Consider the following 25676-nt stretch of genomic DNA (forward strand, 5'->3'; position numbering starts at 1 on the left):
GGTTGGTCCGAAGAAGATTCTGATGCGAGCGTGTAGGGATTTACTGATTTGTCTGGGGCGTGCTCAGCAGGGCGCACCCGTAGTGCAGAATCGGCCGCCTACCCTTCGCAGAGAAACACCGGATGTTCGCTCCTGCCAATCAAAGTGCGTTTAACCTGACCCTGGATGGGGTTGCCAGCGACCTCAAGGTCTACAGCTTCCAGGGTGAGGAGGCGCTGAGTCAGCCTTACTGTATCGACCTTGAACTGGTCAGCGAACAGCCCGATCTCGATTTGGAAAGCTTGCTGCATCGCCAGGCCTATCTGGGGTTCGATGAGCAGGGGCATGGTGTGCATGGCCTGGTCTATCGAGTCGGGCAGGGCGAGTCGGGGCGGCGCCTGACGCGTTATCAGATCCGTCTTGTGCCGCATCTGCAGTACCTGGCGCACAGCAGTCATCAGCGTATTTTTCAGCACAAAAGTGTGCCGCAGATTGTGGCGCTGGTGTTGGTCGGGCAAGGCATCCTGAGCGACCGCTTTGAGTTTCGCCTGAGCGGTACTTATCCACCGCGCGAGTACTGCGTGCAGTTCGGCGAGACTGATCTGGCGTTCATTCAACGTCTGTGCGCCGAGGTGGGCATCCACTACCACTTCCAGCATTCGCCCGATGGGCACCTGCTGGTATTCGGTGATGACCAGACGGTGTTCGCCCGGGCCGAACAGCCCACTCCCTACAGCCCCGGTTCCGGGATGGTGGCGGCGACTCCGGCGATCAAGCGCTTTGCGATGCAACTGGAAACCCGCACAACAGGGATAAACCTGCGCGATTATGATTTTCGTAAGCCGCGCCTGACGCTGGAAAGTGCCGTGGCTGGCGAGCAGCTTCCGAGCCTTGAAATGCAGCAGTATCCCGGCCACTTTTCCGATCGCCCCCATGGCAAATACCTTGCGCAGCGAGGCTTGGAGCGCCTGCGCACGGACTCGAGAGCCGCCCGGGGTGAAGGCGATGATCCTGCCTTGGTCAGTGGTCGGTTCCTCAGGCTTGGCGGGCACCCGCGAGAAAGCTGGAATGATTTGTGGCTGGTCACCCAGGTCTCCCATCAGGGCAAACAACCCCAGGTGCTGGAAGAGGCTGTTACTGAGGTGGCAGGGGGAGATTTTCGTCAGGGCTACCACAACACGTTTATCGCCGTGCCATGGGATGTGATTTTCCGCCCACCCTTGCCTGAGTTGCCGCGCCCGAGCATCGGCGGTTATCAACACGCGGTGGTTACCGGGCCTGCCGACAGTGAAATCCATTGCGACGAATACGGTCGGGTCAAGGTGCAACTGGCCTGGGACCGTGACGGGCAACACAACGAGCACTCCAGCTGCTGGCTGCGTGTCGCCAGTGGCTGGGCGCATGATCGTTACGGCTCGGTGCTGATACCCAGAGTCGGTATGGAAGTGCTGGTGGGATTCGCCAATGGTGACCTGGACATGCCACTGGTGATGGGCTGCCTGCCCAACGCGGCAACGCCGGTGCCCCTCGATCTGCCAGCGGACAAGACCCGCAGTATCTTTCGCAGCCAGAGCAGCCCGGGCGGTGGCGGCTACAACGAGCTGCGCATTGAGGACCGCAAAGGCGCCGAGGAAATCTACTTGCGTGCCCAGCGTGACTGGACCCAGCACGTGCTGAATGACCAGCAGGTGCAGGTCGATAACGGGCGCCGGGTGAAGGTGGGCGGCGAGTCGCATCACGAGCTGCAAGGCGCAGAGCAGCGCATTACCCATGGCAATCGCCTCACCGAACTCAAGCAGGATGACCACCTGACGGTTGGCGGTTCGCAGCAGATGCGTGCAGGTCGCACCATCCAGATCGGAGCGGGGCAGAGCATCGTCATCGACGCCGGTGCGAGCGTGACAATCCAGGCCGGAGGGCAGTCGATCACGCTGTCGGCGGGTGGGATTTTCAGCAGCGTGCCGATCCAGCTTGGCGGCGCGCCGGCTGCCGCGACTGCGCCGTTAATGCCGGGAATAAAGGAAACGCTGCTGGCGGTTGTTCCTGCCCCGTTAAGCCGCGTGCAAGTGGCCAGCCTGAAACGTAGTGCACCTTTTTGCGAAGAGTGCGAGCGCTGCAAGAACGACCAGTGCGACCTCCCGCAGCATGGGAATAAAGGTCCGGGACCTTCTGCCGGGAAAGCTGCTGGCGTCGAGCCGGGGTTTCATATCGTGCAGCGCGCAATGTCTCGGGATGCCTTGGAAAAGTCGCTGTTCGAATCGCCCAGTGCGATCGTACTGGAGCGGTTTCGCAGCCTCAATCCACAACTCACGCAGTACGCCAGGCCGGGGCAAATGCTCGTCCTCAGCGACCCGCTTAACAGCCAATGCACGCGTGAAGAGGCATTGCTGATGGAGGCGGCGAAAGAGGTGAACGATGCACTGACGCCGATGAGCGATGACGAGGCGGCGTTTATGGTTGAGCACCAGCAAGAGGTTGGTGCTTTTTTTGGCGCAGAGTTCGATGGCGTTGGGGGTGGGATCAAGCATGGTGGAAAATCATTTAACGCGGACCAAGTCCGTCCTCGTGGATCTTGAAAAGTTGCACGTCAAAACCTTCCAGGCTCATGGCAATTTGCAAGGTGCAGAATTTTTCGCTAAACGTCAGAAGCTGTTAACTCAACTGGATAACAGGCTCGGGCCTCTGGTACGCAAAGGAATTGGCATTGCCGATCACCCAAAGCTCAAAAAAGCATTGGGGATTTCCAGTCGCAGTTTGGTTCATCATTGGAGCAAAGCGGGTGTGTCAGGGGGGATTCCTGGATATGCGACGCATATTCAACGTGTGGCGCGGGCAAGTCAGTATATGAAGGTCGGCGGGTTTATCGGTATTGGGCTAGGGGGTCAGCGTCCGCATTGAAGGTGAAGGAAACGTGTCGAGTTGGAAGTAAAGATAATTGTCAAAGAGTGAAATATACAGAAGGAGGGAATTTTGTCGGGAGCGCCGCGGTTGGCTGGTTAGGTGGTGCTTCCGCAGCAGCGGGTGCAGGAACAGTGTGTGTTGCTATAGGTGCAGGTACTGCGGGTTTAGGAGGCATTTTATGTATTTTGGTTGTTGTAGGTGCAGGCACTGCTGCCGGTGGCGCCGTTGGTGCGCTTGCTGGAGAGAGGGTCGGAGATTTTATTTATGAGGTGGGGAAGTAATGAAGGGTGAATTTTACGCATTTTATATGTGGTGCTGGTTAGGCGTATTTGTGTTAATTTTTTTTACATTTTTGGTTCAAGTTTATTTTTCTTACTCTAAAGTTAATGAAATATTGGAATGCCTAGGTCAGTCAAATAGTGTATTGGGTCGTCAATTTCTTCTTGGGGACGGGGTTTTCAGTAGGTCGTTTTTTGTACTGTCGATTGCGGGGATGCTTGTGTTTCCTGAAACGCATATAAAAGGCGGCGGGTTTACTCGTGAGGAGTTTGAAGGCGTTCCTTATCGGCTTAGATTTAAACTAAAAGCACTGGTGTATGTTTTGTTTGTTTTGGTTGGGGTTTGCATCGCTTTATTGTGTATGGGTGAGTATATGGGTTGGCTTAATGAACATTCTTAGACGCTCGGTTATTCGCCGGTTGTTTTGCCATATTTTGTGGTAAAGGAGCATTATTTTATGCTAATGCAGTTCATACCCCGCACATGGCTATTCCACTCCCCGATTCAACCAGCCGAAAAACTCTTCGTCATTTTCAGCAGCGCCAGCGCCGCGAGACCTTTGGACGCTTGGCGAACCCTTTCAGCCGGTCTACCGCCCCATCCCATCTGGGCAGGCACGGTTTACAGCGAATGGACTGAGGTCATGCATTGCGTCGCCATGATTGAGCCCGAAAGCCGATTCTTCGACTGGATAGCAACCACCGAATCTACGGATTGGGGCTGGCTGGCGGTATCCAGTATATGAAGGTCGGCGGGTTTATCGGTATTGGGCTAGGGGGATCAGCGTCAGCATTGAAGGTGAAGGAAACGTGTCGAGTTGGAAGTTCTGCAGAGTGTAAGAAAGTGAAGCTCATGGAGGGCGGAAGCTTTTTAGGTTCTGTTGGAGGCAGTGGGGCGGGTGCGTATTTGGGCGCATTAGGGGCCACTTCTATGTGTATAGCTATAGGTGTAGGAACGCTTGGTGTTGGTGGGTTAGTTTGCGGCGTGGTGGTGGTGGGAGCTGCATCGGCAATCGGGGGGAGTGCCGGGTCTGGCCTGGGGGGGAAGTTGGGGGAGATCGTATAGGAAGGGATAAAGTAATTATGGAAGACGCTAGCGTTTTATATTCGTATTGCCTATTGGTTGCGGCGGCATGGGGTGTTCTTGTTTTAATAGGGCAGGTATATTTTTCATATCGTAAAATCGATGAAATATTGCAGTGTTTGGGTACTTCAAGACTGGTCTCTTATCGTAAGATTTTTGTGGGTGCTGATTTTTTCAGCAAGATGTTGTTCGTAAATACTGTCGCGGGAATGTTTGTCTTTCAAAAGTTGCACATTAAGGATGGCGCCGTCACGCGTGAGGAGTTGGATAACGTCCCTCGTCGACTAATGCTTGAGTTAAGGCTGTGGGGTTTTTTTTTGATGGGCATGGGAGGGTACGCTGTTGCATTGTGGGGTATAGGTAAATATGTTGGCTGGCTTGGGTGACTCTCTTTTGAGTGAGGGGGTAAGGTGCATATAAGTGGCGCGCAGGATGTCTATTTTATTTTTTTGATTTTGTTTTTTTATTGATGTGTATCGTGCCTGTGTGGGCGTTATATCTTGCTTGTTTTAAGATTGAAGTAATATGGGTGCATTTAAAGCGAAGTTGGCAGATTATAAGTGAAATCGAAGCTATTGGTTGGGGCCCTATAAGCCGGTCGTGGGCGATAAGAGATGTGATCGGTGCTTTCGCCTCTCACGAACACTCTATTAAGCACGGACGTCTTAGTGCTGAGGACTACGCTGAGTTTTCGAAGATGCTCAAATTTATTTTGAAAAGTCTAGGTGTCTGTTCAGTGGCCTCCGTCCTTGGCATTTTTATTCTGCTTGTAATAGGAGAGCTTGTGGGGTGGGAGGATGTTGATTGGCTCTAGATTAGGCGAGAGCTTTTCAAAATGAAATTGTTGACGCTTTGTTTGTGGCAGAAATTGTTTTGAACGACGAATCATTGCTTGCGTCCTCCTTTGAATGGAATGTATCTAATGCCGAATCAGTTGTTACCAAAAACTTGGTTAACCCATTGTCCCCTTCGGACGACTGAGAATGCGTTCGTCATTCTTAGTAACGCCAGCGACGCAAAGCCGGTAGATGTCTGGCGAAAAATGGCAGCTGGCATGCCGCCCCAGCCCGTCTGGGCAAGCACGGCCTATGCTGAGTGGACTGAGGTCATGCCTTACGTCGCCATCATCGAGCCCGAAAGCCCATTCCTCGACTGGATAGCAACCACCGAATCTACGGAGTGGGGATGGCTGGCCGTATCGTCCAGCCCATTGGAAACAGTGGTCGCGCACCTGCGAAGCTTGACCAAGGTGCTGTTGCCCGAGGGGCAGGAAGTGTTTTTGCGCTTCTGGGATGGCGGTCAATTTCTGCCGATTGTGCAAAACATCGGCGATGAGGCGGGGAAGGTGTTGCCGGTATTTCAGCGTTACCTGATCAACGGCCAACCGCTAACGGTTGCGACTGGCCCGGTCACTGCCGCCAACACCAGCCCATGGTGGCAAGTGACTGCCTCGTTGCTGGAGCATCTGGCAGAGCAGTCCCCCCACGTGCTGATCGACAACTTGCTGCAATGGCTCGAAGAGCAGCGCCCCGACCTGCAGACCGCTTTCAAGCCTGCGATCTTGCGCCACAAGGTAGCCTGCTTTGCGCGCGGGGCGGATGTCAGCCATGGGGCGCTTGCCGACTATCTGGCCTCAGAGTTGAGTTGACGCAGCGCCTGCTGGAAACAGTCATCGGTGTGAGGGGTGGTTGTGGCGAGCAGGCTTGCCCTGCGTCGGGCTGCGTAGCGGCCCCAAAACCTGTCAATGAGTTCTGGCAAAAAAAGAACGCGGTGATCGTATCAGGGCTGCTGCGCAGCCCAACGCGAGGCGAGCCCGCTCGCCACACTCTGCCCCTTTGCGCCTGTAGAAGGTAAACTTCGCCCCCTGCGCAGGAGCAACCATGAATTATCGTCACGCCTTTCACGCCGGCAACCACGCCGATGTCTTCAAACACCTGACCTTGACCCGCCTCATCGCCCTGATGTCGCGCAAGGAGCAGCCGTTCGCCTACCTCGACACCCACGCCGGGATCGGGCTGTACGACCTGCAAGGTGATCAGGCCAACCGCACCGGTGAATACCTGGAAGGCATTGCGCGCCTGTGGGGCGAGAGCGACCTGCCGCCGCTGACCGACGACTACATGCGCGTGTTGCATGAGATGAACCCGGATGGCCAGTTGCGCTACTACCCGGGCTCGCCGGAGCTGGCGCGCCGCCTTACGCGGCCTCAGGACCGTGTGCTGCTGAATGAAAAACACCCGGAAGACGGCGTGCTGCTCAAAGACAACATGAAGGGCGATCGCCGCGTCAAAGTACATTTGGGCGAAGGCTGGCATGTGCCACGCGCCTTGCTGCCGGTGCCGGAAAAACGTGCGTTGATGCTGATCGATCCGCCGTTTGAAAAGCTCGACGAAATGCAGCGCTGCGCAGCGTCCCTCAAGGAAGCGGTCAGCCGCATGCGTCAGACCGTTGCGGCGATCTGGTACCCGGTGAAAGACCAGCGCATGCTGCGCCGCTTCTACCAGGACCTGGCCGGCACGGGTGCGCCGAAGTTGCTGCGGGTGGAGTTGCTGGTGCATCCGCTGGACACGCCCAACACCCTGACCGGCTCGGGCCTGGCGATTGCCAACCCGCCGTGGGGTTTGGAAGAGGAGTTGCGTGAGCTGCTGCCGTGGCTGTCCAAGAAACTTGGCCAGACCCAGGGTGGGTGGCAGATGGATTGGCTCATCGCTGAGTAATCAGATCTCAAGCCAAGCACAAAACTAAATGTGGGAGCGGGCTTGCTCGCGAAAGCGGAGTGTCAGTTAACAGATATGTCGACTGATATACCGCATTCGCGAGCAAGCCCGCTCCCACATTTTTTGATCTGCGTAGTGCTTAGATCGGGCAGGTCACGCCTGTGCCGCCGATCCCGCAATAGCCCTGCGGGTTCTTCGCCAGGTATTGCTGGTGATACGCCTCGGCGAAGTACACCGTCGGTGCCTCTTCGATTTCTGTGGTGATGGTGCCCAGGCCGGCCTTGGTCAGTTCGCCCTGATACGCCTCGGCGCTGGCCTTGGCCGCTTCCAGGTGCTCAGGCTTCACCGCGTAGATCACCGAACGGTACTGGCTGCCGATGTCGTTGCCCTGGCGCATGCCCTGGGTCGGGTTGTGCAGCTCCCAGAACATTTTCAGCAGCTCTTCGTAGCTGATCTTGTCTTGGTCGAACACCACCAGTACCACTTCGCTATGGCCGGTCAGGCCCGAGCAAACTTCTTCGTAAGTTGGGTTCGGCGTGTAGCCGCCGGCGTAGCCGACCACGGTGCTGACCACACCGTCGCGCTGCCAGAACCGGCGTTCGGCACCCCAGAAACAACCGAGACCGAAGATCGCGAACTCGACGTTGTCGACAAAGGGGCCGAGCAGCGGGTTGCCGTTGACGAAATGCGTCTCTGGCAGTGCCATCGGGGTTTCACGGCCAGGCAAAGCTTGTTCTTGAGTGGGCAACACGTTTTTGTTCACCAGAATTTCCGAGCGCAAGACCATGATCAGTCCTCTCGTCAGGTTGAGTTAGCGGTAAAGATTCAGACAGCCAGTGTGCCCGAGTGTTACAGCGCTGTCAGGCGATTGGCCCGCGCGGGTAACGTTTAAGCTTCTCGAGCAGCTCTGAACCGGGGATCGGCCGGTCGAACAAATAGCCCTGGCCCACATCGCAACGATGCCGGCGCAGGAAGGCCAGTTGCTCGGAGGTTTCGACGCCCTCGGCCACCACTTTGAGCTTGAGGTTGTGGGCCATGGCGATCACTGCCGAGGTGATTTCCATGTCGTCCTGGTTGTCCGGGATTTCGTGGATAAAGCTGCGATCGATCTTGATGATGTCGATGGGGAATTTCTTCAGGTAGCTCAGCGACGAATAGCCGGTGCCGAAGTCATCCATGGCCAGGGTCAGCCCAAAGCTCTTCAGCTGGTCCAGCTGAAGGCGCGTGTCTTCGGTGGCTTCCAGCAGCAAACCTTCGGTCAGCTCCAGCTCCAGCAGGTTCGCGGGCAACTGTTCTTCCTTGAGGATGGTGGCAATCGAGGCCACCAGGTCCGGATCGGAGAATTGCTTGGGCGACAGGTTGATCGCCACCTGCAAATTGCCCATGCCGGCGGCGCTCAATTGCTTGCTCATGCGGCAGGCCTGGCGCGCGATCCATTTGCCGATGGGGATGATCAGCCCGGTTTCTTCCGCCACGCTGATGAACTGGTCGGGACGGATCATGCCCTTTTCCGGATGGTTCCAGCGCAACAGTGCTTCCATGCCCAGCAGCCGGCCGCTGCGCAGGCACAGCTTGGGCTGGTAGAACACGTCCAACTCGTTTTGGGTCAGGGCGCGGCGCAGGTTGTTTTCCACGAACAGTTTGTAACTGGCCTCGGCGTTCAGCGCCTCGGTAAACACCTGTACCTGGTGTTTGCCGTTGGCCTTGGCCTTGTGCAGGGCCAGCCCGGCGTTACGCATCAGGGTTTGCGGGTCGCGACCGTGCAGCGGCGCACAGGCCAGGCCCACGGAGCCGGTGACGCTGATCAGTTGGTTGTCGACAAACATCGGTTTGTCGAGGGTTGCCAGCAACTGGCTGGCAACCTGTTGGCCACTCTCCAGGTCGGTGTCGTCGAGCAACACCGCGAACTCGTTACTGGCAAACCGCGCCAGGCTGCCACTGGCACTCAGGCTGTTGCGCAGGCGCCGGGCCAGGCTGATCAGCAACTTGTCGCCGGTCTGGTGGCCGAGGCTGTCGTTGATCCGCTTGAAATTGTCGATGTCCACCAGCAACAGGCTGATCGGGCTGTCGCTGTCGCGCGCGAAGCGCTCATCCAGGTTGCGGATAAACGCCGGGCGGTTGCCCAGGTTGGTCAAGTTGTCGGTGTAGGCCAGGCGCTCGATGCGCTGCTGGGCCAGCTTGGTCTGGGTGATGTCTTCGTAGATGCCGATGTAGTGCGTCAACTCACGGTTGTCGCCATACACCTTGGAAATCGACAGCTGGCCCCAGTAGGGTTCGAGGTTTTTGCGTCGGCTCTTGAACTCACCCTGCCAGCTGTTGCTTTTGGCCAGGCTCGACGGTGCATCGAAGAGCAACTCGCTGAGGTTTTCCAGGGCTGGCAACTGCGCCAGTCGATGGCCGTGGACTTCTTCGGCGCTGTACTGGGTGATCGCGGTAAAGCTTGGGTTGACGTACTCGACCACGCCGTCGCAATTGACCAGCAGAAACGCGTTGGCGCTTTGCTCCACAGCCCGCTGGAACAAGTGCAGCGCGCTGGTGGCGGTGCGCCGGTTGTGGTTGTTGATCACTTGCGCGAACTGGTCCGCCAGCTCGCCGGCGAAGGCGATCTCATCCGCCTGCCAGGCACGCGAGCTGCCGCTTTGTTCCAGGCACAGCACGCCGATGACTTGGCCGTCCACACGGATGCTCGCGTCGAGCATCGCGTGCACGTCCTTGGCGCGCAGGCTTTCGGCCATTTCCCGGGTGCGCGGGTCGCGCAACGCGTGGGTGGCGTCGATGGCGCGGCTCGAGTGCAGGGCTTCCAGGTAGTCCGGGAAGCCGCTGGCGTCGATCGCTTCAGGCAAGTGATGCTGTTGGTCGTCGCGGTGGTACGCCGAAATCGGCACCAGGCGCTGGCCTTCAAGGTTCCAGATGCTCGCGCAATCGATCTGGTAGATGTCGCACGCGCTGCGGGTGATCAGCTCGGCGGCTTCCTGCAGCGAGTTGGGCGTGGTGTAGCGCTGGCGTGCCAGCAGCAGGATCAGCTCCTGTTGGGCGCGCACACGCTCCAGATGCTGCAACTGTTCCTGCTGGGCACGCTGGTTGAGTTCCAGGGCGATCTGCAGGCGGCTGTTCTGGTTTTCCAGGTCTGCGGTCGGGGCGGCAGTGGGGATTTCGCTGAACAGCCCGTCAACCACCATCAGGTAGCCGCGCAGCAGGTGACGATTGTGTTGTTTGTAGGCCTCGCCCATCTCCAGCAGGCTCAAAGGCCCGTCGCTGGTATGCAAGGTGTAGCGCACCAGGTAATGCGGGCTCTGGGTCAGTTGTTGCTGGATGGCGTCGTGCAGTTGGTAGCGCGCCTGCGGTTCCATCAGGCTGGCATAGGGCGTGCCGACCAGGGCGCACAGCTCAACCGCCGGCAGACCAAATTGGCGCTCGCAATTGGGGTCGAGGTACAGCAGCGCCCAGCTTGCCTCATTAAGCCGTTCGAAACGCAGCATGCCGAGGCGCGAAGGCACCGGTAACTGCGTCACTACCTCGGCCGCCATACGGGCGACATCGGGTTGGCTTTTCATGGGGAAACTCGCTTGGAAAAATGCGCACGGCGCCGGGCTCACGCCCTCTTTACTGTCGCCTGCGGCAAGGTTGCATCATGCAGCACGCACTGACAAGAGAGGATGAAGGCTAAGTGCTATATGGCTGTTATCGGCCGCGGGAGCGGTTTCTACAATCCAGGTGATGGGTGGCGCATTGACGCAGGCGCTACGCCCCTTGCCCCGACAAAAAAGCAGGCCAAAAAAAGCCCCGCCAGTTGGCGGGGTTGAGGTACGAGCGTGGCGCTCGGAAATCGGTGCAGCCAGGCCTCCCCGGTGAAAGGGAGGCCCGTTTGAGGCTTACAGCAGGATGGTGCGGATGTCGTTCAGCAGTTGGCTCAGACGCTGCGTGAAGCGTGCAGCGGCGGCGCCGTTGATCACACGGTGATCGTAGGACAACGACAGCGGCAGCATCAGCTTCGGCTGGAACGCTTTACCGTCCCACACAGGCTGGATAGTGGCCTTGGACACACCCAGGATCGCCACTTCCGGCGCGTTGACGATTGGCGTGAAGCCAGTGCCGCCAATGTGCCCGAGGCTGGAGATAGTGAAGCAGGCGCCCTGCATATCATCTGCGGTCAGCTTCTTGTCACGGGCCTTGGCGGCCAGTGCAGCAGCTTCGGCAGCCAGTTGCAGCAGGCTCTTCTGATCAACGTTCTTGATCACAGGCACCAGCAGGCCGTCCGGGGTATCAACTGCAAAACCGATGTGCACGTATTTCTTGCGAATGATCGCTTTACCGCTTGGCGCCAGCGAACTGTTGAAGTCCGGCAGTTCCTTGAGCAGGTGCGCGCACGCCTTGAGCAGCAGAGGCAGCACGGTCAGTTTCACGCCAGCTTTCTCGGCCACGGCTTTCTGCGCAACGCGGAAAGCTTCCAGGTCGGTGATGTCGGCCTGGTCGAACTGGGTCACGTGCGGAATGTTCAGCCAGCTGCGGTGCAGGCTCGACGCGCCGATTTGCATCAGGCGAGTCATCGGCACTTCTTCGGTTTCGCCGAAGCGGCTGAAGTCCACGACCGGGATCGGCGGAATACCAGCGCCACCGGTAGCAGCGCCGGCAGCCGGAGCTTCCTTGGCCTTCTGCATCATGGCCTTGACGTAAACCTGCACGTCTTCCTTGAGCACGCGACCGTGCGGGCCGGTGGCCGACACAGCGTTCAACTCAACGCCGAACTCACGGGCCAGCTGACGCACGGCTGGGCCGGCGTGAACCTTGGCACCGCTTGGCGCAGGTGCGGCAGCAGCAGGGGCCGGAGCGGCCTCGGCTTTTGCAGCAGGTGCAGGGGCGGCAGCAGCAGCAGCCGGAGCCGCGTCAGCTTTTGCAGCAGGAGCGGCCGCAGCCGGTGCTGGAGCAGCAGCCGGCGCAGCGCCTTGTACTTTCAGCTTGAGGATGAAGTCGCCAGTGCCGACTTCGTCTTCGAGTTTGACCGCGATGCTTTCCACCACGCCGGCCGCCGGCGATGGGATTTCCATGGAGGCCTTGTCGGACTCCAGAGTGATCAGCGACTGGTCGGCTTCGACGGTGTCGCCGACCTTGACCAGCAGCTCGATGATCTTGGCCTTGCCCGACGAGCCGATGTCCGGGACGTGAATGTCCTGAACAGAGGCCTCAGCCGGAGCAGCGGCCGGGGCTGCAGGCGCCTCGGCAGCGGCGGCAGGCTTTTCAGCAGCCGGTGCGGGTGCTGCAGCGGCAGCAGGCGCTGGCGCAGGGGCCGCGTCAGCGGCACCTTCGATTTCCAGTTCCAGCAGTTCGTCGCCTTCTTTCAGGCGGTCGCCCAGCTTCACTTTCAGGCTTTTGACCACGCCGGCCTTGGGAGCAGGGATTTCCATGCTCGCCTTGTCCGATTCCAGGGTCAGGATGCTCTGGTCGGCTTCGACGGTGTCGCCGACCTTCACAAACAGCTCGATTACTTCACCTTCACCGCTGCCGATGTCAGGTACGCGAATGAGTTCGCTCACAAAAAATCTCCTCAGCAGTCCAGTGGGTTGCGTTTTTCCGGGTTGATCCCGAACTTGACGATAGCGTCAGCCACCACCTTAGGTTCGATCTCACCACGGTCAGCCAAGGCTTCCAGGGCTGCCAACACCACGAAGTGACGGTCAACTTCGAAGAAGTGACGCAGCTTCTTGCGGCTGTCACTGCGGCCGAAACCGTCGGTGCCCAGGACTTTGAATTCCTTGGACGGGACCCACTGGCGAATCTGTTCAGCAAACAGCTTCATGTAGTCGGTAGAGGCAATGACTGGACCTTTACGGCCGGCCAGGCACTCTTCGACGTAGCTTTTCGCTGGCTTCTGACCTGGGTGCAGGCGGTTGTTACGCTCCACTGCCAGGCCGTCGCGACGCAGTTCGTTGAAGCTGGTAACGCTCCACACGTCAGCGCCGACGTTGAACTCTTCACGCAGGATCTTGGCCGCTTCACGCACTTCGCGCAGGATGGTGCCGGAGCCCATCAGCTGTACGTGGTGCGCCGCTTCCTTGGTGTCTTCTTCGAGCAGGTACATGCCCTTGATGATGCCTTCCTCGACACCGGCCGGCATGGCTGGCTGCTGGTAGGACTCGTTCATCACGGTGATGTAGTAGAAAACGTCCTGCTGCTCTTCGGTCATCTTCTTCATGCCGTCCTGGATGATCACCGCCAGCTCATAGCCGTAGGTTGGATCAAAGGTGCGGCAGTTCGGGATGGTGGCAGCCAGGATGTGGCTGTGACCGTCTTCGTGTTGCAGGCCTTCGCCGTTCAGCGTGGTCCGCCCGGCAGTACCGCCGATCAGGAAGCCACGGGTACGGCTGTCGCCTGCTGCCCACGCCAGGTCGCCGATACGCTGGAAGCCGAACATCGAGTAGAAGATGTAGAACGGCAGCATCGGCTGGTTGTGGCTGGAGTACGAAGTACCGGCAGCGATGAAGGAGCTCATGGCGCCCGCTTCGTTGATGCCTTCTTCGAGGATCTGGCCCTTTTTGTCTTCCTTGTAGAACATCACCTGGTCTTTATCGACTGGCTCGTAGAGCTGGCCGACGGAGGAGTAGATGCCCAACTGACGGAACATGCCTTCCATACCGAAGGTACGGGCTTCGTCCGGGATGATCGGGACGATACGCGAGCCGATTTCCTTGTCCTTGACCAGCTGCGCCAGGATGCGCACGAAGGCCATGGTGGTGGAGATTTCACGGTCGCCCGAGCCGTCCAGGATAGCCTTGAGGGTATCGAGTGGCGGCGTCGGAATGTTGAAGCTCTTGGCGCGGCGCTGTGGCACGAAACCGCCCAGTGCAGTGCGACGCTCGCTGAGGTAGCGGGCTTCGGCGCTGTTTGGCTCCGGCTTGAAGAACGGCAGGTTCTCCAGCTCTTCGTCCTTGACCGGGATGTCGAAGCGGTCGCGGAACAGCTTCAGGCTTTCAACATCAACCTTCTTGGTGTTATGCGCGGTGTTTTTCGCTTCGCCGGCACCGGTGCCATAACCCTTGATGGTCTTGGCCAGGATGACGGTCGGTTGTTCTTTGTGGTTGACCGCTTCGTGGTACGCCGCGTAGACCTTGTACGGGTCGTGGCCGCCACGGTTGAGTTTCCAGATCTCGTCGTCGGACAGGTCTGCAACCATTGCCTTGAGTTCAGGCGTGTTGAAGAAGTGTTCACGGACGAACGCGCCGTCTTTGGCTTTGTAGTTCTGGTACTCGCCGTCGATGACTTCGTCCATGCGACGCTGCAGGATACCGTCGACGTCTTTGGCCAGCAGTGGGTCCCAGAAACGGCCCCAGATCACTTTGGTCACGTTCCACTGAGCACCGCGGAACACGCCTTCGAGTTCCTGGATGATCTTGCCGTTACCGCGAACCGGGCCGTCGAGGCGCTGCAGGTTGCAGTTGATGACGAAGATCAGGTTGTCGAGCTTCTCGCGGCCAGCCAGGGAGATGGCGCCCAGGGATTCCGGCTCGTCACACTCGCCGTCGCCCAGGAAGCACCAGACTTTCTGCTTGCCTTCAGGGATGAAGCCACGCGCTTCCAGGTACTTCATGAAACGTGCCTGGTAGATCGCCTGAATCGGGCCAAGGCCCATCGACACAGTCGGGAACTGCCAGAAATCAGGCATCAGCCAAGGGTGCGGGTACGACGACAGGCCGTTACCGTCCACTTCCTGGCGGAAGTTGTTCATGTGTTCTTCGGTGATGCGGCCTTCCATGAACGCACGGGCGTAAACGCCTGGAGAAGTGTGGCCCTGGAAGTAGATCAGGTCGCCGCCGTGTTCGTCGGTCGGGGCCTGGAAGAAGTAGTTGAAGCCGATGTCATACAGGGTTGCGCTGGAAGCGAAGCTGGAGATGTGACCGCCCAGGTCAGAATCTTTCAAGTTCGTGCGCATTACCATCGCCATGGCGTTCCAACGTACCAGCGAGCGAATGCGGCGTTCCATGAACAGGTCGCCAGGCATGCGTGCTTCGTGGGTAACGGGGATGGTGTTGCGGTATGGCGTGGTGATGGCGTAAGGCAATTGCGAGCCGCTGCGGGTCGCGAGTTCGCCCATACGGGTCATCAGGTAGTGAGCACGGTCTTCGCCTTCTTTGTCGAGAACCGATTCCAGGGCGTCCAGCCATTCCTGGGTTTCGACGGGATCGAGGTCTTGCATGGCTTGCTCCAGGGCGGAAAGGCTACCAGAATCGGTTGCCTGAAGTTTGCGACTGGCCTTGTGGGCAGACGACATAAATTCTTGGATGGCCGAAGGTTGCTTCGGCGTCCTGTAGTTTTACTACAAATCGTCGGCCATTTCAGCCTTTCGAATGTATATACGAGTAGTAAAACTACACAAGACCGAGTGGATTGCTCGGTCTGGCTGGTGAGCATAATCGTTATTGTTGATCTTTTGCGAACAAGAAAAGGTGAAAGTTTGATGTTGCCTGCCAAGATTAATTTAATTTCAGCTATTTATAACCTTTGTTCGACAGTCCTTCACCGAGCGTGGTTCTTGCGTTCACAGCAACAAGCCTTTTACGCGCCGATCAAGGATAGACCATGAGCCTTCCAACACTGGCCCCATTACCGGCCATTCTCTTGCCTTTTGCCCAGCGGGCCGAGCAGTCATTTCGTGACGCAGTGGCCGCGCTGGACGACGATCATGGACTTTCTGCATGGACGCCGCAACGGTGGGCTGACTTCGCCCGCGTGTGCGCCGCCAGTGATTTTGTCATTGAACAGAGCCTGCGTGACCCTTCGATGTTGCTCGAGCTGGTGGCCTGGGGCGAGCTGGACCGCGGCTTTGCGCCCGGCGAGCTGTGCGGTCAGATCGCCGGCGCCGTGCAACAGGCAGAAACAGAAGATGAGCTGGGTCGCGTGCTGCGTCGCCAGCGCACCCGCCAGCAAGTGCGCATCATCTGGCGCGACCTGACGCGCCAGGCCGACCTGGTGCAAACCTGTCGCGACCTTTCCGACATGGCCGACGCCAGCATCGACCAAGCCTACCAATGGCTGTACCAACGCCATTGCGTGCAATTTGGCACACCCACCGGCCGACGCAGCGGCGAAGCCCAGCACATGGTCATCCTCGGCATGGGCAAGCTCGGCGCCGTGGAGCTGAACCTGTCCTCTGATATCGACCTGATCTTCGCCTACCCCGAGGGCGGCGAGACGGTGGGCGTGAAGCGCGCGCTGGATAACCAGGAGTTTTTTATCCGGCTTGGTCAAAAACTGATCAAGGCGCTCGACCCGATGACGGTCGACGGGTTTGTGTTCCGCGTCGACATGCGCCTGCGCCCCTACGGTTCGGCTGGCGCCCTGGTGCTCAGCTTCAACGCGCTGGAACAGTACTACCAGGACCAGGGCCGTGATTGGGAACGCTACGCCATGATCAAGGCGCGCGTGGTTGCCGGTGACCAGGTGGCCGGTGCGCAACTGCTGGATATGCTGCGCCCGTTCGTCTATCGGCGTTACCTGGACTTTTCGGCCATCGAAGCGCTGCGCACCATGAAGCAGCTGATCCAGCAGGAAGTGCGGCGCAAAGGCATGGCCGACAACATCAAGCTGGGCTCGGGCGGCATCCGCGAAGTGGAATTTATCGCCCAGGCGTTCCAGTTGATCCACGGCGGCCGCGACCTGAGCCTGCAACAACGGCCATTGCTCAAGGTGCTCGGCACGCTCGAAGGGCAGGGTTATTTGCCTGCGGCAGTGATTGCCGAGTTACGCAACGGCTACGAATTCTTGCGTTACACCGAGCATGCGATCCAGGCGATCGCCGACCGCCAGACGCAAATGCTCCCGGACACCCCGGAAGATCAGGCGCGCATTGCCTTTATGCTGGGCTTTGCCGATTGGTCCGCGTTCCATGAGCGCCTGATGTATTGGCGTGGTCGGGTGGATTGGCACTTCCGCCAGGTCATCGCCGACCCTGACGAAGAAGAAGGCGCAGAGAGTGAGTTGGTCGTAGGCGGCGAGTGGCTGCCACTGTGGGAAGAGTCTCAGGACGAAGACGCCGCTCGCCTGCAATTGCAGGAAGGTGGCTTTACCGACGCGCCCAAAGCCCTCAAAGCCCTGGCCGGCTTGCGCGGCAGCCCGCAATTGCGTGCCATGCAGCGCCTGGGGCGGGAGCGGCTGGATGCCTTTATTCCGCGTCTGCTGGCCCAGGCGGTTGAACATGCCAACCCGGATTTGGTGCTTGAACGTGTACTGCCGCTGGTCGAAGCCGTCGCCCGCCGTTCCGCTTATCTGGTGCTGCTCACGGAAAACCCCGACGCTTTGCGCCGTCTGCTCACGCTCTGCGCCGCCAGCCCGTGGATCGCCGAACAGATCACGCGCTTCCCGCTGTTGCTCGACGAACTGCTTAACGAAGGCCGCCTGTTCAAGCCGCCGTTGGCGCCGGAACTCGCCGCCGAGCTGCGCGAGCGCCTCACGCGCATCCCTGAGGATGACCTTGAGCAGCAGATGGAGGCGCTGCGCCACTTCAAGCTGGCTCACCGTCTGCGCGTGGCCGCCTCGGAAATCGCCGGCAGCCTGCCGCTGATGAAAGTCAGCGACTACCTGACCTGGCTTGCCGAAGCCATTCTCGAACAAGTACTGGCCCTGGCGTGGCGCCAGACCGTGGCCCGCCACGGCTCGCCGCAGCGGCTTGACGGTACGCTGTGCGACCCGGGGTTCATCATTGTCGGTTATGGCAAGGTTGGCGGCATCGAGCTGGGGCATGGTTCCGACCTGGACCTGGTGTTTATCCACGACGGTGACCCGCAGGCCGAGACTGACGGCGCCAAGCCGATCGACGGCGCGCAGTTCTTCACGCGCCTGGGCCAGCGCATCATCCACTTGCTGACCACCCAGACCAACTCCGGCCAGCTGTATGAGGTCGACATGCGCCTGCGCCCATCCGGCGCGTCCGGTTTGCTGGTGAGTTCACTCGGAGCCTTCGAGCGCTATCAGCAAAATGAGGCCTGGACCTGGGAACATCAGGCGCTGATCCGCGCGCGGGTGCTGGTGGGCAGTCAGGATGTGGGCCAGGCGTTCGAGCACGTACGCGCCAGGGTATTGGGGCGTGAGCGTGACCTGGCCAAGCTGCGCCAGGAGGTCAGCGAGATGCGCGCCAAGATGCGCGACAACCTGGGCACCCGGTCTACGGCGGCCGGCACCGGCGCCAATGCCTTTGAGCCCACGGTGGTGTTCGACCTCAAGCAGGACGCCGGAGGTATCGTCGATATTGAATTTATGGTGCAATACGCGGCTTTGGCGTGGTCTGCGCAACATCCATCGTTGCTGCGCTACACCGACAATATCCGCATTCTGGAGGGCCTGGAGCAGGCCGGGCTGATGCCCGCCGCCGATGCCCATCTGCTGCGCGAGGTGTATAAAGCCTACCGTTCCGCCGCGCACCGCCAGGCCTTGCAAAATGAGGCTGGCACGGTAGCCGGGGATCAGTTCGCCGACGAACGGCGCCAGGTGATGCGAATCTGGCAGGCGCTGGGGTTAAGCTGATACTCGATTAATTGAGCGATGCCAATCTAATGTGGAAACCAGCCTTGTGTGGGAGCGGGCTTGCTCGCGAAGCAGACGCTGCGGTCTGTCTGGCGGACCGCGGTGATGCTTTCGCGAGCAAGCCCGCTCTCACACAAAGCGGTTCCGTGGCTACCGCAACCTGGGATAATTATCGATGCGGGGAGGCATAAGCCTCCCCGCATCGTTTGTGGAAACTACATGAATATTCTGATCGTTGGGCCCAGTTGGGTCGGTGACATGGTGATGGCGCAGACACTGTTCCAGTGCCTGAAACAGCGTCATCCCGACTGCCAAATCGACGTGCTCGCCCCCGAGTGGAGCCGGCCGATCCTCGAGCGCATGCCCCAGGTGCGCAAGGCCTTGAGCTTCCCGCTCGGCCACGGTGCCCTCGAATTGGCGACGCGCCGGCGCATCGGCAAATCCATGGTCGGCCAGTACGACCAGGCGATCCTGTTGCCCAACTCGCTCAAGTCGGCGCTGGTGCCGTATTTCGCCGGCATCCCCAAACGCACCGGCTGGCGCGGCGAGTTTCGCTACGTCTTGCTCAACGATGTGCGCACCCTCGACAAAGCACGCTACCCGCTGATGATCGAGCGCTTCATGGCCCTGGCCTACGAGCCAGGTGCCGACCTGCCGACGCCGTACCCGCGCCCCAGCTTGCAGATCGACCCGGTGACCCGTGACGCGGCCCTGGCCAAGTTCGGCCTGATGCTCGACCGTCCGGTGCTGGCGCTGTGCCCAGGCGCGGAGTTTGGCGAGTCCAAGCGCTGGCCGTCGGAGCATTACGCCAAAGTCGCCGAGATGAAGATTCGCGAAGGCTGGCAGGTGTGGTTGTTCGGTTCGAAAAACGATCACTCGGTGGGCGAGGACATCCGCCAGCGCCTGATCCCTGGGCTGCGCGAAGAAGCGGTGAACCTCAGCGGCGACACGTCACTGGCCGAAGCCATCGACCTGCTGTCCTGCGCCGACTCGGTGGTGTCCAACGACTCCGGCCTGATGCACGTGGCTGCCGCGTTGAATCGCCCACTGGTGGCGGTGTACGGCTCGACCTCGCCTGGCTTCACACCGCCGTTGGCCGACAAGGTCGAAGTGGTGCGCCTGGGCTTGGATTGCAGTCCGTGTTTTGAGCGTACCTGCCGTTTCGGCCACTACAATTGCCTGCGCCAACTGCTGCCGCAACCGGTCAGCGACGCGTTGCAGCGGTTGCAAGGCTCTGTGGTCGAGGTCCGTTAGTTTGCGAGTACTGGTAGTCAAGACCTCATCCCTGGGCGACGTGATCCACGCCTTGCCGGCACTGACCGACGCGGCGCGGGCGATCCCCGGCATTCGCTTTGACTGGGTGGTGGAAGAAGGCTTTGCCGAGATCCCCACCTGGCACCCGGCGGTGGACCAGGTGATTCCGGTGGCGATTCGTCGCTGGCGCAAAAACATCTGGCAAACCATCAAGAGCGGCGAGTGGCGACGGTTCAAGCAGCGTGTTCAGTCGACCAAGTATGACTTGGTGATTGACGCCCAAGGCCTGCTGAAAAGTGCCTGGCTGACGCGCTACGTGCGCGCTCCGGTAGCGGGTTTCGACAAGCATTCTGCACGCGAACCCATCGCTGCGCGTTTCTACTCGCGCCGCCTGGCCGTGGCCCGTGGGCAGCATGCGGTAGAGCGTTTGCGCCAGCTGTTCGCCGTTGCGCTGGGCTACGACCTGCCCAAGGGGTTGGGCGACTACGGCCTGAGCACCGACAAGCTGCTCGGCCTGCCGCCGAAAAAACCTTTTGTGCTGTTGCTGCACGGCACCACCTGGGACACCAAGCACTGGCCCGAAGCCTATTGGCGCGAGCTGGCCGAGCGCATGGGCCGCCTGGGTGTGGACGTGAAGTTGCCGTGGGGCAATGCCGACGAAAAAGCCCGTGCCGAGCGCCTGGCCCATGGCCTGCAAAACGCCGAAGTGCTGCCCAAGCTCAACCTGGCCGGCGTGGCCCGCGTGCTGGCCGGCGCCCGTGCCTGCGTGGCGGTGGACACTGGCCTTGGCCATCTGGCCGCTGCGTTGGACGTGCCGACCATTTCCCTGTTCGGCCCCACCAACCCCGGCCTGACCGGCGCCTATGGCAAGGGCCAGATTCATCTGGCCAGCGACTTCCCGTGCGCGCCGTGCCTGCAAAAACACTGTACCTATCAACCAACGGCCGACGACCTGCGTCGGTTCGACATCAAGCGCGAGTCGCCCCTGTGCTTCACGCGCCTGAACCCTGAGCGTGTGGCAAGCCGACTGAGCACGTTGTTACTGGCTGAGGAGCTGCACTGATGCAACTGGCTTTTGTTCTGTACAAATATTTTCCCTTCGGTGGCCTGCAGCGCGACTTCATGCGCATCGCCCTGGAGTGCCAGCAGCGCGGCCATCAGATTCGTGTCTACACGCTGATCTGGGAAGGCGACATTCCGCCGGGCTTCGAAGTGCTGGTGGCGCCGGTCAAGGCGTTCTTCAACCATCGGCGCAATGAAAAGCTCAGCGCCTGGATGGAAGCCGACCTGGCCAAACGCCCGGTGGACCGTCTGATCGGCTTCAACAAAATGCCCGGCCTGGACGTGTACTACGCCGCCGATGGCTGCTTTGAAGACAAGGCGCAAAACCTGCGTCATTCGCTGTACAAAAGCTTTGGCCGTTACCGCCACTTTGCCGAGTACGAGCGCGCGGTGTTCGCCAAGGACGCCAAGACTGAAATCCTGATGATCTCTGAAGTGCAGCAACCGCTGTTCATCAAGCATTACGACACCCCGCTGGAACGTTTCCACCTGCTGCCGCCGGGCATCGCCCAAGACCGCCGCGCGCCGCCGAATGCCGCCGAAATCCGCGAAGGTTTCCGCCAGGAATTCAAGCTCGCCGACGACGACTTGCTGCTGGTGCAAATCGGTTCGGGCTTCAAGACCAAGGGCGTTGATCGCAGCCTCAAGGCCCTGGCCGCCTTACCGGCGGAACTGAAAAAACGCACGCGTCTATTTGTAATTGGCCAGGACGACCCCAAAGTATTCCAATTGCAGAGTGCTACGTTGGGGCTGGGCGATAACGTGCAGTTCCTCAAAGGGCGCAGCGATATTCCGCGTTTCCTGCTGGGCGCCGACCTGTTGATCCACCCGGCGTACAACGAAAACACCGGCACCGTGTTGCTCGAAGCCCTGGTGGCCGGCTTGCCGGTGCTGGTCTCGGCGGTGTGTGGTTACGCCCATTACATCAGTGAGGCCGACAGTGGGTTGGTGCTGGACGAGCCGTTCGATCAAACGCAGCTCAACCACTACCTGACACGCATGCTTACCGACACTGCACAGCGTGCGGCCTGGGGCCGCAATGGGTTGGCGTACGCCGAGACGGCCGACCTCTACAGCATGCCGCAGCACGCGGCGGATGTGATTCTGGCGGAGCCAAAACGATGAAGTTGATGCTTGCCGAACCGTTCAAGACCCTCTGGGCCGGGCGTGATGCCTTCGCCGAAGTCGAGCGGCTGGAAGGCGAGGTGTACCGCGAACTTGAAGCCCGGCGCACCTTGCGCACCGAGGTGGATGGGCGTGGCTATTTCGTGAAAATCCACCGTGGCATCGGCTGGGGCGAGATCGTCAAGAATCTGGTCACCGCCAAGCTGCCGGTGCTCGGTGCGGGCCAGGAGTGGCAGGCCATCCAGCGCTTGCAGGAGATCGGCGTGCCGACCATGACCGCGGTGGCGTACGGCGAGCGCGGCAGCAACCCGGCCGACCAGCACTCGTTCATCATCACTGAAGAACTGGCGCCGACTGTCAGCCTGGAAGATTTCAGCATCGACTGGCTCAAGCAGCCGCCCGCGCCGCGCCTCAAGCACGCGCTGATCGCCGAAGTGGCGCGCATGACCGGCATGATGCATCGCGGTGGGGTCAACCATCGCGATTGCTACATCTGCCACTTCCTGTTGCACACCGATACGCCGGTGACGGCTGACACCTTCAAGTTGTCGGTGATCGACCTGCACCGCGCCCAGACCCGCGACAAGATCAGTCATCGCTGGCGCGACAAAGACCTGGCCGCGTTGTACTTCTCGGCGCTGGACATCGGCTTGACGCGTCGTGACAAGTTGCGCTTCCTCAAAGGCTACTTCCAGCAGCCGTTGCGCCAGATCCTCGCTGAAGAAAATGCCTTGTTGCAGTGGCTGCAAACCAAGGCCGACAAGCTGTATGCACGTAAACAACGCTACGGGGATGCGCTCTGATGGCGGGTTGGAACCTGGAACCTGCTTATGCCGCCCTGGCGGATGATTTCGGCAGCCTTGAAGCGGTATTCGCCCTGCAAGGCGAGCGCCTGACCCGCGACCCGTTGTCGGAAGTGATTCGGGTGGCGCGCGGCGGGATCAATTACTACGTCAAGCGCTACGTCGGTGCCGGCAAGGGGCTGCGCCGCTACTTGGGCAAGCCTCGGGTGAAGTCCGAATGGCAGAACCTCAAGCGTTTCGCCAAGTGGGGCATTCCCACCGCCGACGTGGTGGCCTGGGGGCTGGAACGCAAAGGCCTGGCCTACGCGCGGGGCGCGATGATCACCCGCGAATTGCCCAAGACTGAAGACTTGTCGGTGCTGGCTGATCGCAAAGATCCGCGCTTGAAAGACCCCAACTGGGTCAGCGTGATCAGTCGCCAGCTCGCCGAATACACGCGCACCATGCATGAGCATCGCTTCACCCATAACGATTTGAAGTGGCGCAACCTGCTGGTCGACGACCAGCAGACCCTGTACCTCATCGATTGCCCCAACGGTGATTTCTGGCGCGGTTTCTGGCTCAAGTACCGAATTACCAAGGACCTGGCCTGCCTGGACAAGGTCGCCAAGTATCACTTGTCGGCCACGCAGCGCCTGCGCTTCTACATGCAATACCGCCAACGCACGCACCTGACGGCGTCAGACAAACAGCGAATTCGCCACGTGGTGAAGTTTTTCGAGGGACGCGAATGAGTGATTTCCTGGCGGCCGAAGACCGCGCTCTGCTGGAGCGCCACGGTCTGGCAACCTTTGACGCCCTGTGGGCCAGGCAACTGGACGCGGTGGATGAGCCCAATACCAGCAAGGGTGGCTGGAGCAGCGTGTTTCGCCTGGAGCTTGAAGGGCAGGGTTACTACCTCAAGCGCCAGAGCAACTACCTGACACGCACGCTGCACAAGCCGTTTGGCGAGCCCACCTTTGCGCGCGAATTTCGCAATATCAGCCGTTATCAGAAACTCGGTATTCCGGCGTTGCAGGCCGCTTTTTTCGGTGAGCGCAAGGTCAACGGCGAGCACCGCGCGATGTTGCTGACCCGTGCCCTGGACGGTTGGAACGACCTGGATTCGTTGCTGGAGCAGTGGTCGCAACTGACTGACGCCCAGCACCGCGCAATTCTGCTGGCCTGCGGTCAATTGGCCCGTCATCTGCACAGCGTAGGTCAGGTACATGGCTGTTTTTATCCCAAGCATATTTTTCTGCAGACCTTGGGCGACGGTTACGCCGCGCAGCTGATCGACCTGGAGAAAACCCGCCCGCTGTTGTTCGGCCAGCGTGACCGGGTCAAAGACCTGGAGCCGCTGCTGCGCCGCGCGCCGCAGTGGACGGACGCGCAGGTGCGGCAGTTGCTGGCGGCCTACCTGGCAGAGCCTGAAAACAGCGCAAAGGTGGGCGCCTGGTTTGAACGGCTGACGGCGCGTCGCAGCCACAAGGAGAACCGCTGATGCGTTTGTCCGAGCTGAAAAAAGCCGGCCGCACGCCCAGCCTGCCGCTGACCATCGAACTGGCAGATGCCGCCGGCCCGGGGCAGTTGCAACTGCTCAGTCTGTTGCGTGTGTTGCCGGGCGAGCGTTATGTGGGCGCCGGCGTCTGGCGCGGGCGTACGGTGCTGGCCAAGTTATTGGTGGGCAGCAAGGCGGCGCGGCATTTTCAGCGCGAGCTCAGCGGCGTACGCTTGCTCGCCCAGCAAGGCCTGACCACGCCGCAGCTGTTGGCCGATGGCTTGCAGGAAGGCGAGGGCGGCTGGCTGCTGTTCGACTTCATTGAAGGCGCCCAGAGCCTCGCCGATGCCTGGCAAGCAGTTGAAGACTTGCCGCCGCTGGCGGACGAACAAACAGCCGTGCTCGCCGAGGCGCTGGGGGCGATTGCCCACATGCATGCCAAAGGGCTGTGGCAGGAAGACCTGCACCTGGACAACCTGCTGCGTCAGGACGGCAAGCTGTACCTGATTGACGGCGCCGGCATTCGTGTCGAAGCCGCAGGCAAGCCGCTGTCGCGCAACCGGGTACTGGAAAACCTCGGGGTGTTTTTTGCACAGTTGCCGAAAAAACTCGAACCCTTTACCGAAGAATTATTGGTCTATTACCTGCTGAGCAATGGCGAGCACGCCGTGCCGCTGGAAGCGCTCGAAAAGCAGGTGCGCAAGGTCAGCGCCTGGCGCTTGAAGGACTTTTTGAACAAGGTTGGCCGCGACTGCACGCTGTTCAGTGTCGTGCGTGGCGCCTTTGCCTTGCGCGCCATTCGCCGTGAGGAAGAGGCCGCCATGCTGCCGGTGCTGGAGCAGGCCGATGCATTGCTGGATCAGGGCCACCTGTACAAAACCGGCGGGGCCGCCAGCGTGGGCAAGGTCGAGGTGGGCGGTCGGCCGCTGGTGATCAAGCGCTACAACATCAAGGGTTTTGCCCATTGGCTCAAGCGCTTCTGGCGCCCGAGCCGCGCCTGGCATTCGTGGCGCGAAGGCAACCGCCTGGCGTTTCTGGGGATTGCTACGCCCAAGCCGCTGGCGGTGTTGGAGAAGCGGTTTTTGTGGCTGCGCAGTCGGGCGTACCTGGTGACTGAATACTTGCCGGGGCCGGACATCATCGAGCGTTTTGCGCCGTACGTTGAGCGCGGTGATGCGCCAGAAAATGAGCTGCTGGCGCTGGATCATCTGTTTGCCGAGCTGATTCGTGAGCGCATCAGTCATGGTGACTTCAAAGGCCATAACCTGTTCTGGCATGCAGACCGCTGGGCCTTGATCGACCTGGACGCCATGTGTCAGCACAGTTCACTCGCCAGCTTCGCGCCGGCGTATGCCAAGGACCGCGCGCGGTTTATGCGCAACTGGCCCGAGAGCAGCGCGCTGTACCAACTGATCGATCAGCGTTTGCCCAAAGCGATCGGCGCCGCCAGTTAAGACGGGCCTTCGGCTCTAGCGCGGGCAA

General features: G+C 60.0%; 18 protein-coding genes and 1 pseudogene. 14 read left to right on the top strand and 5 right to left on the bottom strand.

Going from position 1 to position 25676, the window contains the following annotated elements:
* Positions 1–122: 122 nt before the first annotated feature.
* The 4 genes and pseudogenes from tssI to AACW30_RS29050 form a co-directional block, all read left to right on the top strand.
* Positions 123–2126: pseudogene (gene tssI, locus AACW30_RS29035) on the top strand (type VI secretion system tip protein TssI/VgrG); the annotation flags it as partial.
* Positions 2127–2544: 418 nt separating this feature from the next.
* Entirely contained in the window at positions 2545–2877 is a 333-nt protein-coding gene (locus AACW30_RS29040; RefSeq protein ID WP_200624004.1) for a hypothetical protein, read from the top strand.
* A 283-nt stretch (positions 2878–3160) separates the two neighbouring features.
* A complete protein-coding gene (locus AACW30_RS29045; protein ID WP_200624005.1) occupies positions 3161–3559 on the top strand; it encodes a hypothetical protein in 399 nt (132 codons plus the stop codon).
* A gap of 682 nt (positions 3560–4241) precedes the next feature.
* Entirely contained in the window at positions 4242–4628 is a 387-nt protein-coding gene (locus tag AACW30_RS29050; protein WP_106577566.1) for a hypothetical protein, read from the top strand.
* A 347-nt stretch (positions 4629–4975) separates the two neighbouring features.
* Here the strand turns inward: AACW30_RS29050 and AACW30_RS29055 are convergent, their stop codons facing one another.
* A complete protein-coding gene (locus AACW30_RS29055) occupies positions 4976–5131 on the bottom strand; it encodes a hypothetical protein (protein WP_200624006.1) in 156 nt (51 codons plus the stop codon).
* A gap of 33 nt (positions 5132–5164) precedes the next feature.
* On the opposite strand from AACW30_RS29055, the gene AACW30_RS29060 reads away from it, so the two are divergent.
* Together AACW30_RS29060 and AACW30_RS29065 are read left to right on the top strand one after the other, a co-directional pair.
* Positions 5165–5890: a DUF4123 domain-containing protein gene (locus tag AACW30_RS29060; RefSeq protein ID WP_200624007.1), complete on the top strand. Its 726-nt coding sequence runs from the start codon at positions 5165–5167 to the stop codon at positions 5888–5890.
* 232 nt (positions 5891–6122) lie between these two features.
* The gene (locus AACW30_RS29065; RefSeq protein WP_106577568.1) at positions 6123–6959 is read left to right on the top strand and encodes a 23S rRNA (adenine(2030)-N(6))-methyltransferase RlmJ; all 837 of its coding nucleotides are present in this window, start codon (positions 6123–6125) and stop codon (positions 6957–6959) included.
* A 139-nt stretch (positions 6960–7098) separates the two neighbouring features.
* Here AACW30_RS29065 and msrA read toward each other — a convergent pair whose 3' ends face one another.
* From msrA to aceE, 4 genes are all read right to left on the bottom strand, one after another.
* Entirely contained in the window at positions 7099–7746 is a 648-nt protein-coding gene (gene msrA / locus AACW30_RS29070) for a peptide-methionine (S)-S-oxide reductase MsrA (RefSeq protein WP_106577569.1), read from the bottom strand.
* 73 nt (positions 7747–7819) lie between these two features.
* Positions 7820–10513: a putative bifunctional diguanylate cyclase/phosphodiesterase gene (locus AACW30_RS29075; RefSeq protein ID WP_124416259.1), complete on the bottom strand. Its 2694-nt coding sequence runs from the start codon at positions 10511–10513 to the stop codon at positions 7820–7822.
* Positions 10514–10831: 318 nt separating this feature from the next.
* Complete coding sequence (gene aceF / locus AACW30_RS29080) at positions 10832–12490, bottom strand: dihydrolipoyllysine-residue acetyltransferase (RefSeq protein ID WP_200624008.1); 1659 nt, start codon at positions 12488–12490, stop codon at positions 10832–10834.
* 11 nt (positions 12491–12501) lie between these two features.
* Positions 12502–15147, bottom strand: coding sequence for a pyruvate dehydrogenase (acetyl-transferring), homodimeric type (aceE, locus tag AACW30_RS29085; protein WP_124416260.1), 2646 nt, complete (start codon positions 15145–15147; stop codon positions 12502–12504).
* 383 nt (positions 15148–15530) lie between these two features.
* Between aceE and glnE the strand changes: the two genes are divergently transcribed.
* The 8 genes from glnE to AACW30_RS29125 all read left to right on the top strand — a co-directional run bounded on the left by glnE (position 15531) and on the right by AACW30_RS29125 (position 25648).
* Complete coding sequence (glnE, locus tag AACW30_RS29090) at positions 15531–18470, top strand: bifunctional [glutamate--ammonia ligase]-adenylyl-L-tyrosine phosphorylase/[glutamate--ammonia-ligase] adenylyltransferase (RefSeq protein ID WP_200624009.1); 2940 nt, start codon at positions 15531–15533, stop codon at positions 18468–18470.
* 219 nt (positions 18471–18689) lie between these two features.
* The gene (gene waaF / locus AACW30_RS29095; RefSeq protein ID WP_106577574.1) at positions 18690–19724 is read left to right on the top strand and encodes a lipopolysaccharide heptosyltransferase II; all 1035 of its coding nucleotides are present in this window, start codon (positions 18690–18692) and stop codon (positions 19722–19724) included.
* 1 nt (position 19725) lies between these two features.
* Positions 19726–20787 carry a lipopolysaccharide heptosyltransferase I gene (gene waaC / locus AACW30_RS29100; protein ID WP_106577575.1) on the top strand — a complete coding sequence of 354 codons (1062 nt, stop codon included), beginning with the start codon at positions 19726–19728 and terminating at the stop codon, positions 20785–20787.
* Positions 20787–21911 (top strand): glycosyltransferase family 4 protein, encoded by a 1125-nt coding sequence (locus tag AACW30_RS29105; protein WP_200624010.1) that lies wholly within the window; start codon positions 20787–20789, stop codon positions 21909–21911. Before waaC ends, AACW30_RS29105 begins: the two co-directional genes overlap by 1 nt.
* Positions 21908–22714 (top strand): lipopolysaccharide core heptose(I) kinase RfaP, encoded by an 807-nt coding sequence (gene rfaP, locus AACW30_RS29110; RefSeq protein WP_106577577.1) that lies wholly within the window; start codon positions 21908–21910, stop codon positions 22712–22714. The genes AACW30_RS29105 and rfaP overlap by 4 nt, the downstream gene beginning before the upstream one ends.
* The gene (locus AACW30_RS29115; RefSeq protein WP_119737986.1) at positions 22714–23448 is read left to right on the top strand and encodes a lipopolysaccharide kinase InaA family protein; all 735 of its coding nucleotides are present in this window, start codon (positions 22714–22716) and stop codon (positions 23446–23448) included. Before rfaP ends, AACW30_RS29115 begins: the two co-directional genes overlap by 1 nt.
* A complete protein-coding gene (locus AACW30_RS29120) occupies positions 23445–24197 on the top strand; it encodes a lipopolysaccharide kinase InaA family protein (RefSeq protein WP_200624011.1) in 753 nt (250 codons plus the stop codon). Before AACW30_RS29115 ends, AACW30_RS29120 begins: the two co-directional genes overlap by 4 nt.
* On the top strand, positions 24197–25648 hold the full coding sequence (locus AACW30_RS29125; RefSeq protein ID WP_200624012.1) for a lipopolysaccharide kinase InaA family protein: 1452 nt from the start codon (positions 24197–24199) through the stop codon (positions 25646–25648). Before AACW30_RS29120 ends, AACW30_RS29125 begins: the two co-directional genes overlap by 1 nt.
* Positions 25649–25676: the final 28 nt, after the last annotated feature.

The organism is Pseudomonas sp. MF6747 (assembly GCF_963890955.1).
Lineage (GTDB): Bacteria > Pseudomonadota > Gammaproteobacteria > Pseudomonadales > Pseudomonadaceae > Aquipseudomonas.